The organism is Kribbella monticola, from assembly GCF_003261635.1.
In the GTDB taxonomy this organism is placed as follows: Bacteria; Actinomycetota; Actinomycetes; order Propionibacteriales; family Kribbellaceae; genus Kribbella; species Kribbella monticola.
On sequence record NZ_QFXK01000034.1, the window covers coordinates 101667 to 117615 of the forward strand.

At 67.4% G+C, this 15949-nt stretch carries 12 protein-coding genes; 5 read left to right on the plus strand and 7 right to left on the minus strand.

Annotated elements, in window-relative coordinates; genetic code table 11:
• Positions 1-176: 176 nt before the first annotated feature.
• The 3 genes from hemW to DIZ26_RS25105 form a co-directional block, all read right to left on the minus strand.
• The gene (hemW, locus tag DIZ26_RS25095) at positions 177-1388 is read right to left on the minus strand and encodes a radical SAM family heme chaperone HemW (protein WP_112245675.1); all 1212 of its coding nucleotides are present in this window, start codon (positions 1386-1388) and stop codon (positions 177-179) included.
• A gap of 42 nt (positions 1389-1430) precedes the next feature.
• Complete coding sequence (locus tag DIZ26_RS25100; protein ID WP_112245677.1) at positions 1431-2351, minus strand: hypothetical protein; 921 nt, start codon at positions 2349-2351, stop codon at positions 1431-1433.
• A gap of 82 nt (positions 2352-2433) precedes the next feature.
• Complete coding sequence (locus DIZ26_RS25105) at positions 2434-4269, minus strand: AMP-dependent synthetase/ligase (protein ID WP_112245679.1); 1836 nt, start codon at positions 4267-4269, stop codon at positions 2434-2436.
• A 108-nt stretch (positions 4270-4377) separates the two neighbouring features.
• Between DIZ26_RS25105 and DIZ26_RS25110 the strand changes: the two genes are divergently transcribed.
• Positions 4378-6033 (plus strand): peptide-N4-asparagine amidase, encoded by a 1656-nt coding sequence (locus DIZ26_RS25110; protein ID WP_112245681.1) that lies wholly within the window; start codon positions 4378-4380, stop codon positions 6031-6033.
• Between the two features lie 32 nt (positions 6034-6065).
• Here the strand turns inward: DIZ26_RS25110 and DIZ26_RS25115 are convergent, their stop codons facing one another.
• From DIZ26_RS25115 to DIZ26_RS25125, 3 genes are all read right to left on the minus strand, one after another.
• Complete coding sequence (locus DIZ26_RS25115) at positions 6066-7091, minus strand: aspartate-semialdehyde dehydrogenase (protein ID WP_112245684.1); 1026 nt, start codon at positions 7089-7091, stop codon at positions 6066-6068.
• 138 nt (positions 7092-7229) lie between these two features.
• Positions 7230-7415: a tautomerase family protein gene (locus DIZ26_RS25120; RefSeq protein WP_112245686.1), complete on the minus strand. Its 186-nt coding sequence runs from the start codon at positions 7413-7415 to the stop codon at positions 7230-7232.
• 59 nt (positions 7416-7474) lie between these two features.
• Positions 7475-8983 carry a sodium:solute symporter family protein gene (locus DIZ26_RS25125; RefSeq protein ID WP_112245688.1) on the minus strand — a complete coding sequence of 503 codons (1509 nt, stop codon included), beginning with the start codon at positions 8981-8983 and terminating at the stop codon, positions 7475-7477.
• Positions 8984-9140: 157 nt separating this feature from the next.
• Between DIZ26_RS25125 and kduI the strand changes: the two genes are divergently transcribed.
• The 4 genes from kduI (at position 9141) to DIZ26_RS25145 (ending at position 14676) form a co-directional block, all read left to right on the plus strand.
• Positions 9141-9980: a 5-dehydro-4-deoxy-D-glucuronate isomerase gene (gene kduI, locus DIZ26_RS25130; protein WP_112245690.1), complete on the plus strand. Its 840-nt coding sequence runs from the start codon at positions 9141-9143 to the stop codon at positions 9978-9980.
• Complete coding sequence (locus DIZ26_RS25135; RefSeq protein WP_112245692.1) at positions 9977-10735, plus strand: SDR family oxidoreductase; 759 nt, start codon at positions 9977-9979, stop codon at positions 10733-10735. The genes kduI and DIZ26_RS25135 overlap by 4 nt, the downstream gene beginning before the upstream one ends.
• A 20-nt stretch (positions 10736-10755) precedes the next feature.
• Complete coding sequence (locus tag DIZ26_RS25140; protein WP_112245694.1) at positions 10756-11508, plus strand: IclR family transcriptional regulator; 753 nt, start codon at positions 10756-10758, stop codon at positions 11506-11508.
• Between the two features lie 102 nt (positions 11509-11610).
• Positions 11611-14676, plus strand: a complete 3066-nt coding sequence (locus DIZ26_RS25145) for a glycosyl hydrolase 2 galactose-binding domain-containing protein (RefSeq protein WP_112245696.1) — start codon at positions 11611-11613, stop codon at positions 14674-14676.
• On the opposite strand, the gene DIZ26_RS25150 is transcribed toward DIZ26_RS25145, so the two are convergent.
• Positions 14663-15910, minus strand: a complete 1248-nt coding sequence (locus DIZ26_RS25150; protein WP_112245698.1) for an MFS transporter — start codon at positions 15908-15910, stop codon at positions 14663-14665. The two genes, DIZ26_RS25145 and DIZ26_RS25150, sit on opposite strands and share 14 nt — an antisense overlap.
• Positions 15911-15949: the final 39 nt, after the last annotated feature.

Genomic DNA, 15949 nt, shown 5'->3' on the forward strand with positions numbered 1-15949 from the left:
CCGACCTGAGTTTCGAGCGTTTCAACTGAGTGTGTCAAGCACCACATCGTTACTCTGAGACACCACGGCGCCTTGGTCAGTACATAGCAGACCGAATCGTCACTGTGTGAACCACGCCGGTGACTGACAGCGTTAATTCCTGGCAAACAGCTGGGTCGGGGCAGGCAACTATTTGGTCACGGCAGCAGATCGCGGACCACCGCGTCGGCCAGCAACCGACCACGAGGAGTGAGCACGACGCGTCCATCGGCCTCGATCAGGAGCCCGTCACCGACCGCGACCGTGGCGGCCGCGCGACCACCCTCATCCAGTACGTCGAGGGGCAGGCCGGCGCGCAACCGGATCTCCAGCAGCACCCGCTCCACGCGGCGCGTCTCGTCGTCGAGCACTTCCCGCGCATACGCCGGGCTCACCCCCGAGCCGATGCGGTCGGCGTACGCCGTGGGGTGCTTCACGTTCCACCAGCGCACTCCGCCGACGTGGCTGTGCGCGCCCGGCCCGATGCCCCACCAGGTGTCGCCTCGCCAGTACAGCTCGTTGTGGCGGCACCGAGCCTCCGTCGTACGGGCCCAGTTGGACACCTCGTACCAGCCGAGGCCCGCGCTGGTCAGCAGGTCGTCGGCGAGCATGTACTTGTCAGCCAGGTCGTCGTCGTCCGGCATCGGCAGCTCGCCACGGCGTACCCGGCGGGCCAGCTGCGTGCCGTCCTCGACGATCAGCGCGTAGGCGCTCACATGGTCGGGATCGGCCGACAGCGCGGACTCCAGCGAAGTCCGCCAATCCTCCAGCGACTCCCCGGGGGTGCCGTAGATGAGGTCGAGGTTCACGTGCTCGAAGCCCGCGGCCGTCGCTTCCTTCACCGCCTGGAGGGCGCGCCCGGGGGTGTGTTTGCGATCGAGGATCTGCAGCACGTGCGGGCTCGCGCTCTGCATCCCGAACGAGACGCGGGTGAACCCGGCTTCGAGCAGCTCCTCCAGATACTGCGGATCCACGGACTCCGGGTTCGCCTCCGTGGTCACCTCGGCACCCGGCGCCAGCCCGAACTCGTCCCGTACCGCGGCCAGCATCAACCCGAGATCGTCGGCCGGCAACAGCGTCGGCGTACCCCCACCGAAGAACACCGTCTCGACCGGCCGGTCCAGCTCACCCAGCACCCGCCTGGCCAGCCGGACCTCCTCGACGGCCGTCTGCGCGTACGACGCCTGAGACCCACCGCCACCCAGCTCCTTGGCGGTATAGGTGTTGAAGTCGCAATACCCACACCGAGCCGCACAGAACGGCACATGCAGATAGAACCCGAACGGTCTGTGGGCCGCCTCACGGACTGCTTCCTCCGGCAACGCCCCATCCGCGGGCGCAACCTCCCCTTCAGGCAATGTCGACGGCACCCACCCATCCTACGGACCCTTCCGCACGCCAACTCCGGGTAGCTACGGGGTTGGGTCCGGGTAGTTGACTACCTCGATGCTCTTGTCGCCTGGTTTGCGGATGTTGGTGGTGTTGGTGGGTTCGAGGGGGTAGATGTAACGGTCGCCTTTGGTGAGGGGCTTGGCGTGTTGGAGGTCGTGCCAGCCTCGGAGGTCGCGGAGTTTGGATTGTTTGAGGAGGGTCTCGAGCAGTTGCAGCCAGGCTGCGCGGTACGCGGGTTTCTTCACCGAGAGGGCGGCGGGAAGTTTGGCGTCGAAGGCGTCGGTCGCCAGCTGTTCGGCTTCGGTCGGGGACTTGGCGGGGCCGAACTTCTGGCCGGCCATGCCGGCGATCGTGGTGGTGATCAAGCCGTAGGTCAGGTCGTAGGCGCGCTTGGCGTCGTCGAGATGCTCCTGCTCGCCCTCGCGGATGATCGCCGACATGGAGTCGCTGACGCGGTGCCAGGCCTCATATGTCTTCTTGCCGGGACCGGGCACCGTACCGGTCCCCCATTTGTGGTCGCCGGCCGCCGGATAGAACGAGTCGTGGACCGCGTCCGGCGACGCGACCGGTGGGTCGACGGTGACGAAGTGGTCGCCGCCCGGCTTCGTCGGGTGGATCCAGGTGGTGGTGAAGTTCGGCGAGACGAAGGCGCCCGCCATCTTGATCCCGGTCCACCCGGCCGCCGCGCCCAGCGCCGAGCCGGCCTCGTTGGTCTGGATCGCGTTCATCCCACCGGGCGGAGCCTGCGCGGCGGTCGTTCCTGCCCGTACGACGAGAACCTCTGGCGACTCCGCTGGTGCACGGTCGTGCAGGCTCGACATCAGCTTGCAGACCGCAGCATTACCGGCTGTTCGCTGCAACTGCGTAAGCGGTCCGTCGTCGGCCCGCAGGCCGCGCTCGACCTTCGCTGCCCGCAATTGGCGGCTCTTGTGACTGTGCACCCGCCACCTCCCCCGGCAACCCTTACCGCGAGATTAGCCCTCCGGGCCGACGCTGTCCCGCCCTCGAACCGAACGGCGGGGACTACTCGTACATCTTGTCCAGGACGTCGCCGTACGTGACTTCGACGTGTTTGCGCTTGAGCTTCAGGCTGGGCGTCAAGGTGCCGTCCTCGACGGTGAGGTCTCGTTCGAGGATGGTGAACTTCTTCACCGTCTCCCAGCGGTTCAGGCCGGCGTTCAGTTCGTCGACGTAGCCCTGGACCATCGCGTGCGCCGCGTCCGAGGTGACGATCTCGGCGTACGGTTTGCCGCCGAGCCCGTTCTGCTCGGCCCAGCCCTGGATCGCCTCGGGATCCAGCGTGACCAGGGCGGAGACGAAGTTGCGCTGGTTGCCGTGGACGAGGAACTGGCTCGCGTACGGGCAGATCATCTTGAACCGGCCCTCGATCACCTGCGGCGCGACGTACTTGCCGCCGGAGGTCTTGAAGAGGTCCTTCTTCCGGTCGGTGATGAAGAGGAACTCGTCCTCGAAATGCCCGATGTCGCCAGTGTGGAACCAGCCCTCGGCGTCGATCACCTCGGCCGTCTGCTCGGGCAGGTTGTGGTAGCCGCTCATCACGCCCGGGCCCTTGATCAGGATCTCGCCGTCCTCGGCGATCTTGAACTCGGCGGCCGGGAAGACCGGGCCCACGGACCCGAGGCGGTACCGGTCCGGCCGGTTCAGCGTCGAGCCCGCCGCGGTCTCGGACAGCCCGTAGCCCTCCAGGATCAGCAGCCCGGCCGCGTGGAACCACTCGGCGAGCTTCTTGTCCAGCGCGGCCGAACCGGACACGAAGAACCGGATCTTTCCACCGAAGCGGTCGCGGATCTTCGACAGCACCAGCTTGTCCGCCACGGCGTACTGCGCGGCCAGCACGCCGCTCGGCTCCTTGCCCTGCTGGCGAAGCTTCGACACCTGGGCACCGATGCCGAAGGCCCAGTGGAACAGCTTCGCCTTGACGCCGCCCTCGGCCTCCATCATCGTCACGATCCGCCCGTGCGCCTTCTCGAAGACACGCGGCGCGGCGGCCATGAAGGTCGGCTGGACGGCGGCGGCGTTGGCCACGATCTTGTCGACCCGGCCGTCGATCGCGGTCGCGAAACCGATCTGGAACTGTACGGCGAGCAGCACCTGGCCGAAGACGTGGGACAACGGCAACCACAGCAGCTGCAGATCGTCCGGGCTGAGCACCCGGATGCCTTCCACCGCGGCGCCCTCGTACGTCCAGACCGAGTGCGGCAGGCGCACACCCTTCGGCCGCCCCGTCGTACCGGACGTGTAGACCAGCGTGCACAGGTGCTCCGGCCGGATCTGCCCGATCCGCTCGTCGACGGCCGCGGCGTTCTCGCCCAGCAACTCCGCGCCGAGCTCGTCGAGCGCGGCCAGGCTGATCACCCAGTCGCCGTCCCGCTCTTCCGGTGAACCGTCGATCAGCACGACCTTGCGCAGCGACGGCAGCTCCGACTTGTGCTCGCGCAGCTTGTCGACCTGGCCCGCGTCCTCGGCGAACACGACCCGGACCTCCGCGTCGGCCACGATGTAGGCGACGTCGGCGGCCATCGTGGTCGGGTAGATCGTGGTGGTCGCGGCCGCCGCGAGAACGGCAGCGAGGTAGCACTGGACCCACTCGAGCCGGGTGCTCGCGGCAACGGCGACGCGCTGCTCTGGCTCGACCCCCAGCGAGATCAGGCCGGCGGCGCGACGGCGTACGAGCTCATCGGTCTGCTGCCAGGTGACGGAGGTCCACTCCTCGCCTGCCGGGTAGCGGAACGCCTCCCGGTGGGGTTGCGCGGCGACGCGGTCGAGGAACATCTGGGCGAGGTGCTCCTTGCGGGAGCTGAGCAACGCGAGCTGAGGACCGTCGGCAACGGGCTTCATGGCTGGCCTCCATCGGGGGTCAAGTGAACCGAACGGTAATAGACGCAGCCAACCCTGGCCATGGTCATCGCTTGCCCGTCCGCACCATCTCGATTACGTTTCCGCAACATGCGCGCACGGTCTGTGGCACTCGTCTCACTATCCGTCCTACTCCTGGGCTGGTTGTCCCCGGCAAACGCCGCGCCGCCGCCGGCCCAGGCGGCGACCCAGGTCGTCCCGCCGTCCGAATTCGGGACCGACTACGACGATCCCCGGACCCCTGCACCGCCGGTCGCCGTGCCGAACACCCGGCACTGCTCGGTCGAGATCGTCCGCAACGGCTTCAAGAACTTCGATCCCTACACCTCCACCTATACCCCACCGGCCGCCTGCCGCGGGCCGTGGTCCAAGGTCGTGCTGAAGATGCAGGGCTCGGTCAAGGGCGTCCAGTACGACCGGCTCGGGCACATCACGATCGGCGGGGTCGGCGTCTTCCGCACCTCGACCCCGGAGCCCAGCACGGACGGCATCAGTTGGCAGGTCGGGAAGGACGTCACCTCCTACATCCCGCTGCTGCGCACCCCACAGCCCGTCGTGATGGAACTCGGCAATGTGGTCAATGACACGTACACCGGCGTCCTCGACATCGTCGTCACCCTCGACTTCTACGTAGCCGGGCACGGCGCCCCACCAGCCCGTACGGCGAACGCCGTACTGCCGCTGCAGGATCAGCGTCGGGAGGACTCGGACCTCGTCGGTACGGCGACGCTGCCGCGCAACACCACCCGCTTGCTCGGTGAGGTCTACGTGACCGGTTCGGGCGGCGGCTGCGAGGAGTTCTGGGACACCTCCGCGCCGGAGTCGACCGGCTACTCCTGCCCCGACGGATCGCCGTACCGCGAGGTCGACGTACTCGTTGACGGCAAGCTCGCCGGGATCGCCCTGCCGTATCCGTACATCTACACGGGCGGCTGGTCCAACCCGTACTCTTGGCGCCCCTCCCCCGCACCACGTGCCTTCGACATCAAGCCCGTGTACTACGACCTCACGCCGTTCGCCGGTCTGGTCAGCGATGGGAAGCCGCACGAGTTCCGCGTCCACGTCGACGGTGTGGCGGCCGGGCAGAGCGGCTGGTTCACCGTCCCCAACCTGCACGTCTGGACCGACCCGATCCTGCAGCAGACCCGCGGCGGACTGACCTCGTACTCCGTATCGCCGCTGAGCAAGTCGGACGACGTCACCGGATCGAGTGGCGAAGCCGGCTCGGTGAAGACCACCGCGTCGCGATCGCTCAACATCAGCGGGTACGTCGACACGTCGGCGGGCCGGGTCCGCACGACCGTGCAGCGGACGCTGTCCAACAAGTCGGACCACGTCTGGGAAGCCGGCGAGTCCCGCGACACGCTCGATGCCTCCTGGCAGGACAACTCGGTGGTGACCACCGGGCCCAAGGTCGAGCGGACCGAGCTCAGCTACGGCAAGTCGGGCTACCTCAGCTTCTTGCCCAACGCAACGATTCCCAACGGCTACGACATCGTCACCGACCTCGCCATCTACGACCGCAGCCACCTGACCACCACGGTCGGCCGGCACGTCGCGGCGGATCGTCGGACCGAAGAGACCTACGACGGGCGTGCGTCCTGGATCTACAACGTCCCGCGCGATCAGCGCCACGCCACCAGCGATCAGACCGTCCGCTACCGCGCTTCCGGCACCGACGGCTGCTACGACCACACGCTGAGCGCGATCAACGGCGTTTATGTCAAGGACGTCTACGGCTGCTGAGGGTTGCGGCTGCTCACGGTTGCGGACCGCCGTTACCGCTGCTGAAGTAGCTCGGCGATCTGGACTGCGTTGAGGGCGGCGCCCTTGCGGAGGTTGTCGTTGGAGACGAAGAGCACGAGGCCGCGTCCGTCGGGAACCGACTGGTCCTGACGGATGCGGCCGACGTACGACGGGTCCTTGCCGGCGGCAAGTAGCGGCGTGGGGAGGTCTGCCAGCTCGACACCTGGGGCCGCTGCCAGGAGCTCGGTCGCGCGCTCCGGGCTGATCGGTTCGGCGAACTCGGCGTGGATGCTCAGTGAGTGGCCGGTGAAGACCGGGACGCGGACGCAGGTGCCCGCCACCGGGAGATCCGGGATGTGCAGGATCTTGCGGCTCTCGTTGCGGAGCTTCTGCTCCTCGTCGGTCTCACCGGTGCCGTCGGCAACGATCGACCCGGCGAGCGGCAGCACGTTGAACGCGATCGGACCGGCGTACACCTTCGGCTGCGGCAACTCGATGCCGTCGGCACCACGGGCGAGCCGGCCGGAACCGGCAGCGAGCGCGTTGGTCTGGTCCTCGAGTTCGTGGACACCGACGCCACCCGAGCCGGAGACGGCCTGGTAGGTGGAGACGATCAGCCGGGTCAGCCGCGCCTCCCGGTGCAGCGGGGCGAGCACCGGCATCGCGGCCATCGTGGTGCAGTTCGGGTTCGCGACGATGCCCTTGGGGAGGTGATCGAGATCGCCGGGGTTGACCTCGGCGACGACCAGCGGCACCTCGGGGTCCATCCGCCAGCCGGACGAGTTGTCCACCACGACCGCCCCGGCAGCCGCGACCTTCGGGGCGAACTCCTTCGATGCCGTCTTGCCGTTGGAGAACAGCGCCAGGTCGAGCCCGGAGAAGTCGGCCGTGGCCGAGTCCTCGACGGTGACCTTGGCGTCACCGAACGGAAGCTGACTGCCGGCGGATCGCGCGGACGCGAAGTACCGGATCTCGTCGACCGGAAACTTCCGCTCGACCAGCAACTCCCGCATCACGCCGCCGACCTGACCCGTCGCTCCAAACACTCCTACTCGCATACCCCAGAGCCTAAGCGAGCCCGCCACTCCCAACACCCGAAGTCCACCATCCGGTGGAGACGCGCGCGGAGGCGGGAGATGAGGAGGTGCGGGTGCGCCGGCTCTACCCCGGCGGGGCGCGCGGAGCCGGCGCGGGGGTTAGCTGTCGGAGACGAGGACTCCGCCGTTGGCTACGTCGGACTTCTCGATCTCTTGGAAGACGATGCGGACCGATTCGCGCTTGGCGCCGAGGATGGCGATGGCGGAGTCGGTGACGGCGGCAACGAACTCGCGGCGCTGGTCGAGGGTGCGGCCGGAGAGCAGTTCGACGGTGATGTTGGGCATATCGGCGGTTCTCCTCAGCAAAGGGTTCTGTCTAGCGGAACATTGTTCCAGAATGCTGGTCAACTGACGGCGGCAGTCCGCCTGGCGGTCACTTCCACCGCCGGATCGGTGTTCAACGAGTCGAGCAGTTCGTCGACCTCGGGCCGGCGTTCCGGCAGCAGCCAGCCCAGGCCGACGTACACGACCAAGGATGTTGCCAACGGCAACGCTACGACCAGGGTGGTGTCGGTGGAGCCGATGCCCCACTTCACGATCGCCCAAACGATCAGGCCGATCGCCCACGACGCGATCGCGGCCCGTGACCCACTCCGCCGGAACCACGGCAGCAGCCCGAGCATCAGCGGGATCGCGATCGGTCCCATCGTCGCGGCCACCAGGTCCACGACGATCTTCAGCACGACCCCCTGACCGTTGGTGATGATCGCGATCAACATGCTCGCGGTGACGAAGCTGAACGTGACGATCCGGGCGAACTTGAGGATCCCCGCATCGCTCAACTGACGCAGCTTAGGCACGAGCACCGGGCCCAGGTCGCGGGTGATGACCGAGGAGATCGCGTTCGCGTCCGAGGCGACCATCGCCATCGTGTGCGAGAAGAACCCGGCCAGGACGAGCCCGATCAGGCCGCTCGGCAGCAGCAGTTGGGACATTTCGACGTACGACTGCTCGGGCTTGGCCAGGCCGGGAACCAGCAGCGGCGCGGCACACATCGGGATGAACAGGACGAGCGGCCAGATCAGCCACAGCGCCGACGACAGCAGGGCGGACCGTTTCGCCTCGGAGCCGGACGGCGCGGCCATGTAGCGCTGGGCCAGGTTCCACATCCCGCCGTTGTATTCGAAGGTCTTGATGAACAGGAACGCGATCAGGAAGATCGGCGTGTACGGCCCGTTCAGCGCGGACCCGTGCCCCGCCGGCAACTGGTCCCACATCTTCCACAGCGTCGGAATGCCGTCCAGATGCGAGAGCACGCCGACGAACATCGCGATCCCGGCCGCGGCCTGGATGATGAACTGCCCGAAGTCGGTGAGTACGTCGGCCCACAGCCCACCCAGCGTCGCGTAGAGCATCGTGACGACCCCGGTGAGCAGGATGCCCCAGCGCATCGGTACGCCGGTGAATCCGTTCAGCAGAACGGCGATCGCGACCCACTTGGCGGCGATGTCGACCACCTTGAGCAGCGCACCGGAGTACGCGAGCACCTGCTGGGTCGGCAGGTTGTACCGCTTGGCGAGGTACTCCAGCGGCGAGACGACACCGTGTTTGGCTCGCAGCCGGTTCCAGCGGGCGGCGAAGACGAACGCGCCGATGCCGACGCCGATGCCGATCGACATCGCCCACCACACGTAGACCGTGATGCCGTAGGTGTAGGCGACCGCCGCGAAGGCGACGAACATGACGGCGCTGTAGCCGGACATGTGGTGCGAGATCCCGGACAACCACCACGGGATCCGGCCGCCGGTCGTGAAGTAGTCGACGACGGTCTTGATCTTGCTGCGGGACCAGACTCCGATCGCCACCATCAGCACGAAGTAGCCGGCCAGGACCGTCCAGTCGAGGGCTGTCATGTGAATCCTCCAGAGGCGGGCGGGATGTGCCTGGAAGGTTCCACTCAACAGAACTATGTGTCAAGAGGCGGAACACCTCGCATCGCCAATTGGCTCCGTGAGGCCCATGACACGGTCAGCGTTTGACAGGATGTTCCGTGGAATAGAACCTTGTTCTGTGAATGCAGCTCAGCAACCCCTCGAGGTCCGGCACGCCACCCACCCCGACCAGATCCGCGGTTTCGACACCGCGGCCCTGCGCGCGACGTACCTGGTCGACGACCTCTTCACGCCCAGCACGATCACCGCGGTGCTCACCCACCACGACCGGATCGTGCTCGCCGGCGCCCGCCCGGCGAGTGGCCCGCTCACACTCGGAACCTGGCCGGAGCTGCGCAGCGAGTTCTTCCTCGAGCGCCGCGAAGCCGGCATCGTCAACGTCGGCGGACGGGGCACGATCACCGTCGACGGCACCAAGTTCGAGCTGACGACCGGAGCCTGCCTGTACGCCGGACGCGGCGCGCGCGACGTCGTCTTCGAGGGATCCGAGGCGGCCTTCTACCTCTTCTCCGCCGCCGCGCACACCGACTTCCCGACCACCTTGGTCCAGCCCGGCCAGGGCAACCGGCTCGAACTGGGCGACCAGCAGACCGCGAACCGGCGCACCATCGACCAGTACATCCACGCGGACGGCGTACAGAGTTGCCAGATCGTGCTCGGCGTGACCACCCTGCACCCCGGCAGCACCTGGAACACGATGCCCGCGCACACCCACGACCGGCGAACCGAGTGCTACCTGTACTTCGGCCTGCCGGAGGCCGACCGGGTCGTCCATCTGCTCGGCGAGCCCGACGAGACCCGGCACCTACTGATTGCCGATCGGCAGGCGGTGATCTCCCCCAGCTGGTCGATCCACTCGGGCGTAGGCACCTCGGCGTACAGCTTCGTGTGGGCGATGGCCGGCGAGAACCAGGCCTTCGCCGATATGGACGGTGTCGACGTGAAGGACCTTCGGTGACGCCAGGCTTTTCCCTGCGAGGCCGGACCGCGCTGGTCACCGGCGCGCGACGGGGCATCGGCGCGGCGATCGCAGCCGGGTACGCCGCGGCTGGGGCCGACCTGATCCTGCTCGCGCGGGACGCGGCGCTGGAGGACACGCTCGAGGCGATCAAGCTGAACGGCGGCGGCGAGGCGACCCTGATCACCGCGGACTTCGCCGACCCGGCCGAGGTGGGGGCGGTCGCGACGGCGCTCATCCGGGATCGTCAGGTCGACATCCTGGTCAACAACGCCGGCACGATCCGCCGCGCGCCGGCTGCCGAAACAACGCCGGACGACTGGCAGCACGTGATCGACGTGAACCTGAATTCGACCTGGGCGGTGACGCGGCCGATCGGGGTGGCGATGGTCGCCCGGGGCAACGGCAAGATCATCACGATCGCTTCCCTGCTGAGCTTCCAGGGCGGCATCACCGTGCCCGCCTACACGGCCAGCAAGCACGCGGTCGCCGGGCTCACGAAGGCGCTGGCGAACGAATGGGGAGCGTCCGGCGTACAGGTGAATGCGATCGCTCCCGGCTACATCAGTACCGACAACACGACCGACCTGCGGGCCGATGGTGAACGGGAGGCGGCCATCCGGGAGCGCATCCCGGCCGGCCGGTGGGGACGGCCCGATGATCTGGTCGGCGCCGCGGTCTTCCTGGGCTCGGCGGCGTCCGACTACGTCAACGGGCATGTGCTGGCCGTCGACGGTGGCTGGCTGGCGAGATAGGAGGTGACAGGATGAGCGACATGAGTTCGCCCTCGGCCATCGACAAGACGCTGATGGTGCTCGACGCGGTCCTCGAGCACTCCCGGTTCACCGATGTGGTCACCGCTACCGGTCTGGCCAAATCGACGGTGCACCGGATCATGGCGTCGCTGGTCGAGCACGAGTTCGTCGCGCAATCGGAGGACGGTTCGTACCACCCCGGCCCGAAGGCGCTGCGGCTTGCCGGGCATGCCCTGACGAACGTGGATCTCGCGACTGTCGCCCGGCCGGTGCTGGCCGATCTGGTCGCGCAGACCCGCTGCACGGTGCACGTCGGTCTGCTGAACGGCGACGAGGCGATCTACGTCGCGCGTCTCGACGGACCCAAGCCGTACCGGATGCCGTCGCGCGTCGGCAAGGCGTTCTGGCTGCACTGCACCGGCATCGGCAAGGCACTTCTCGCCGAGCTGGACGACGAAGCGCTCGACGCCCTCGTCACCCGGACCGGCCTGCCGGCGCGAACGCCGCTCACCCATACGACCGCTACCGCTTTGAAGGCCGATCTCGTCCAGGTCCGCGCCCGCGGCTACGCCCTGGACGACGAGGAGAACGAGCCCGGCATCCGCTGCGTCGCGGCAGTCATCCACGACCACACCGCCAGCGCGATCGCCGCCGTCAGCATCTCCACCCTCTCCCTGGAGCAGTCCATCGCGCAGGTCGCCCTGATGGCCCCCGCCGCCATCGAAGCCGCCCGCAAAATCTCCGCCGCGCTCGGCTACCGCGAACCCACCTGAGCCGTTGTCAGCCCGCCTTCTCCAGCGCTAGCATCGTCCACAGTTTGACAGGAAAGTTTCTTAACGATCTGTGGCCGATCACCGCCCCGAGGAGGCCCACTCATGCGATCGTGGCCGAGAAGCATCCGATTCCTGACGGTTGCCGCGCTGGCAACCGCAGCATGTACCGCGGTCCCCGCCGCCGGTACGCCGTACCGGGACCCAGCCCCGCCGCCCACCGCGACCCTGTTCGCGACCGCTGCGGTCAGCCCTGTCCCCGGGTTCTTGCTGCAGACCTCCGCGCAGGTGTCGAACGACGCGGCCGTCACCCAGCCCGGCTTCCCGACCACCGGCTGGTTACCGGTCTCGGCCCGGTCGACCGTCTTCGCGGGACTGTTGCAGAACAACAAGTACCCCGACCCGTTCTTCTCCACGAACATGAAGGACGTCGACAAGAATCAGTTCAAAGTGCCGTGGTGGTATCGCTCCGACCTCGAGATCGCCGACACCACCCAGCGCACCTACCTCGACTTCAGCGGCGTGCTGTCCCGCACCGATGTCTGGGTCAACGGCACCAAGGTCGCCGACAAGACGCAGACCGCCGGCGCCTACACCCGGCACGACCTCGACATCACCGCGCAGGTGCACACCGGTAGCAACGCGATCGCCTTCAAGGTCTACCCGAACGACCCGAACAACGACCTCACGATGGGCTGGATCGACTGGGCCCAGACGCCACCGGACCAGAACATGGGCATCGTCCGCGACGTGCTCGTCCGGCGCAGCGGTCCGGTCGCCCTTCGCGGCGCCCACGTCGTCACCAAGCTCCCCTCGCTGACGCACGCGGACCTGACCGCGAAGGTCGACGTACGCAACGACTCGTCGACCGCCGTCACCACCACCGTCGCGGGCAGCGTCGCCGGCGTACCGATCAGCCAGTCGGTCTCGCTGGCCGCCAAGGAGAAGAAGACGGTCACGTTCCCGACGATCGGGTTGGACAACCCGAACGTCTGGTGGCCGGCCGGGATGGGCGGGCAACCGCTGTACGCGCTCGACCTGACCGCGAGCACCGCCGGTACGACGTCCGACACGGCGCACGCCGACTTCGGCGTACGGGAGGTGAAGGCGCCGCTCAACAGCAGCGGCGGCCGCGCGTATTCGATCAACGGGCGACCTCTGTTGGTACGCGGAGGTGGCTGGTCACCGGACTTGTTCCTGCGCTGGAACACGACGTACGCGGCCGACAAACTCAAATACGTCAAGGATCTCGGCCTCAACACCGTCCGGCTCGAAGGTCATATCGAACCAGACGAGTTCTTCGACCTGGCCGACCGGCTCGGCATCCTGACCATGCCCGGCTGGGAATGCTGCGACAAGTGGGAGGGTCAGGTCAACGGCAGCGAGAACGGCAACACCTGGAAGGCCGAGGACTACGTCACCGCCAAGGCGTCGATGACCGCCGAGGCCGAGCGGCTCCGCAACCACCCGAGCGTGTTGACCTTCCTGATCGGCAGCGACTTCGCGCCGGATGCCACGATCGAGAAGAACTACCTCGACGCGCTGAACGCCGCCGACTGGCAGACCCCGGTGATCCCGGCCGCGTCGGCGAACTCGTCGCCGCAGCTCGGTAGCTCCGGGATGAAGATGAACGGACCGTACGACTGGATCCCGCCGAACTACTGGTACGACAAGGCGCACGGCGACTCCGGCGGCGCGTGGGGCTTCAACTCCGAGACCAGTGCGGGCCCGGATATCCCCACGATGGACACCCTGCAAAGGATGCTGACGCCGGCCGAGCTCGACGTGCTCTGGCAGAACCCGAGCGCCACGCAGTACCACCGCTCGTCCTCGTCCACCTTCGGCAACCTGAAGCTGTTCGGGAACGCCCTGTCCGGCCGGTACGGCGCGCCGACGGGCCTGACCGACTACGTGAAGAAGGCCCAGCTGGCGCAGTACGAGAACGTGCGCGCCGAGTTCGAGTCGCACAACCGGAACTTCACCGACTCGTCGAACCCGTCGACCGGCTTGATCTACTGGATGCTCAACAGTGGCTGGACCTCGCTGCACTGGCAGCTGTTCGACACCTACCTGGATCAGAACGGCGCGTACTACGGCGCCAAGAAGGCGAACGAGCCGCTGCACATCCAGTATTCCTACGACAACAATTCCGTTGCCGTAGTCAACCAATCCCACGGTACGGCGTCCGGGCTGACCGCGTCGGTCAAGCTCTACAACCTCGACGGTACGGAGAAGTTCTCCCAGTCCGCTGCGGTGTCGGTGCCAGGTGACGGCGGGAAGACCACCGCGCTCACGATTCCCGCGGTGAGTGGCCTGTCGACGACGTACCTGGCGAAGCTGGTACTGACCAACTCATCCGGCGTCGAGGTCAGCCGCAACGTCTATTGGCTGTCCACGAAGGCGGACACCCTCGACTGGAACAACACCGACTGGTACTACACGCCGACCACCAGCTACGCCGACCTCAAGGGGTTGTCGTCGCTGGCCCAGGTGCCTGTTTCGTCTGTTGTCAGCTCAGCGGTGGCCGGCTCCGATACGGTCACGACGGTCACGTTGAAGAACACCACGACCAGCAAGATCCCGGCGTTCTTCGTCGACGCGCACATCATCGGCGCCGGCGGCAAACCGGTGCTTCCGGTGCAGTGGAACGATAACGCAGTCAGCCTGTGGCCGGGCGAGAGCGTCGTACTGCGGGCGACGTACCGGACCGCCGATCTGCAAGGCGCGACGCCGTCCGTGCGCGTGTCGGGCTGGAACACCGTGCCGGACACCGGTGGACCCGGTCCCGGCCCGACGGTCTACGAGGCCGAGGACGCGGCGATCACCGCGGGCGTGGTGGAGTCGAACCACGCAGGCTTCACCGGGCGTGGTTTCGTGAACTACGACAACGCGGTCGGCTCCGCCGTCGAGTGGACGGTCAATGCGGCAGCGGCCGGCCCGGCGGACGTCGTACTGCGGTATGCCAACGGCACCACCACTTCGCGGCCGATGAACATCGCGGTCAACGGGTCCGTGGTGTCGTCGGGCCTGACCTTCCCCGGCACGGGCAACTGGGACACCTGGCAGACCAGGACGATCCGGGTCAATCTCGTTGCTGGTAGCAACAAGATCAAGGCGACCGCGACCAGCGCCGACGGTGGTCCGAACGTCGACAGACTCACCGTGAGCTGACGAGCTGGGTTGCCGCCTGCTGCGCTTTGCGGGCGGCAGCCCAGCGCACGACCGGTACGAACAGGACGCCGATCAGGGCGAACCAGACGCCGAGGATGATCCAGCCGGGTACGCCGAGGCCGAGTGGTAGCAGGGCGAGCACGGTCGGCGCGACCATCGTGCTGATCGACATACTGGTGTTCCAGACGCCTTGGTACTGGCCTTGCGCCTCGTCGGCCGCGAGGTCGAAGCCGAGCAGGAACGAGCCGGACGACTGCAGCAATTCCCCGATCACCTGCACCAGCGCGCCGGCCGCGAGCAACCCGACGGCGACCACGACGCCACCACCAGAAGCTCCCGCGAACAGCACCATCGATGCCAGCAGCAACAACCCCGCCGTACGAGTTGCCCTGGCCGCGCTGGCCGGATCGGCGATCCCCCGGCTCGATCTGACCTGGAACAGCGAAATCACCACGGTGTTGATGATCAGCAGCAGCGCGACCGTCCAGCGCGGCGCGTCGGTGTGATCGACCACCCACAACGGGATCGCCACGTCCAGGACCGCGTAGTGGATCGACATGCCCGCGTTGAGCGCCGCGACGGCGAGATAACCACGATCTCTGAGCGCGATCCAGACCGGGCCGTCCTCGTTCTTCGGCTGCGGCGCGACCTTCGGCACCGCCAGGACGACGAAGGCGGCCACGATGCTGAGCGCCGCATCGAGAACGAACATCGACCGGTACGCCGTGGCCGTGTCGAAGTGCAGCGCGAGCGCACCGATGCCGGCGCCGCCCATGATCCCGATGTTGGTGATCGCCCGCAGATAGGCCCGAGCAGCAACCCGGCCCGCGGCGCCCTGAGTGACGGCGGCGATCAGAGCCGACCGGACCGCGCCGGCGCCGCGGTCGAAGATCGTCAGCACGACGGCGACTGCGAGGAACTGCCAGAACGTGTCGACCAGTAGGTAGAGGAGCGACACGCAGCAGACCGTCAGACTGAGGATCACGAACAACGTGCGCGGCCCGCGGCGATCAGCCAGGTGACCGAGCGGCACCGCCGAGAGCAGACCGAACAAGCCTGCGACGGTGAGCCCGAGCCCGACCTGCGCGATCGACAGCCCGACGATCCGGGAGAAGTAGAGCACGCTGACCGTCATCAGCAAGCCGTTGCCGATCCGGCTCAGCAACGTCGCCAAGGCCAACGGCCGCAACGGTCCCTTCGCCGGCATCAGCCCTTTGACCTGCGGCATCCTCATGTATCCCCCGCCTCTTTCCGGGCGGCCCGCCGACAGCGC

What these genes read in the sequence shown, in the direction of transcription:
- DIZ26_RS25105 (WP_112245679.1), bottom strand. Translation starts at nt 4,269, where the DNA reads ATGAAGCCCGTTGCCGACGGTCCTCAGCTCGCGTTGCTCAGCTCCCGC.
- DIZ26_RS25110 (WP_112245681.1), top strand. Translation starts at nt 4,378, where the DNA reads ATGCGCGCACGGTCTGTGGCACTCGTCTCACTATCCGTCCTACTCCTG.
- DIZ26_RS25115 (WP_112245684.1), bottom strand. Translation starts at nt 7,091, where the DNA reads ATGCGAGTAGGAGTGTTTGGAGCGACGGGTCAGGTCGGCGGCGTGATG.
- DIZ26_RS25120 (WP_112245686.1), bottom strand. Translation starts at nt 7,415, where the DNA reads ATGCCCAACATCACCGTCGAACTGCTCTCCGGCCGCACCCTCGACCAG.
- DIZ26_RS25125 (WP_112245688.1), bottom strand. Translation starts at nt 8,983, where the DNA reads ATGACAGCCCTCGACTGGACGGTCCTGGCCGGCTACTTCGTGCTGATG.
- DIZ26_RS25140 (WP_112245694.1), top strand. Translation starts at nt 10,756, where the DNA reads ATGAGTTCGCCCTCGGCCATCGACAAGACGCTGATGGTGCTCGACGCG.
- DIZ26_RS25145 (WP_112245696.1), top strand. Translation starts at nt 11,611, where the DNA reads ATGCGATCGTGGCCGAGAAGCATCCGATTCCTGACGGTTGCCGCGCTG.
- DIZ26_RS25150 (WP_112245698.1), bottom strand. Translation starts at nt 15,910, where the DNA reads ATGAGGATGCCGCAGGTCAAAGGGCTGATGCCGGCGAAGGGACCGTTG.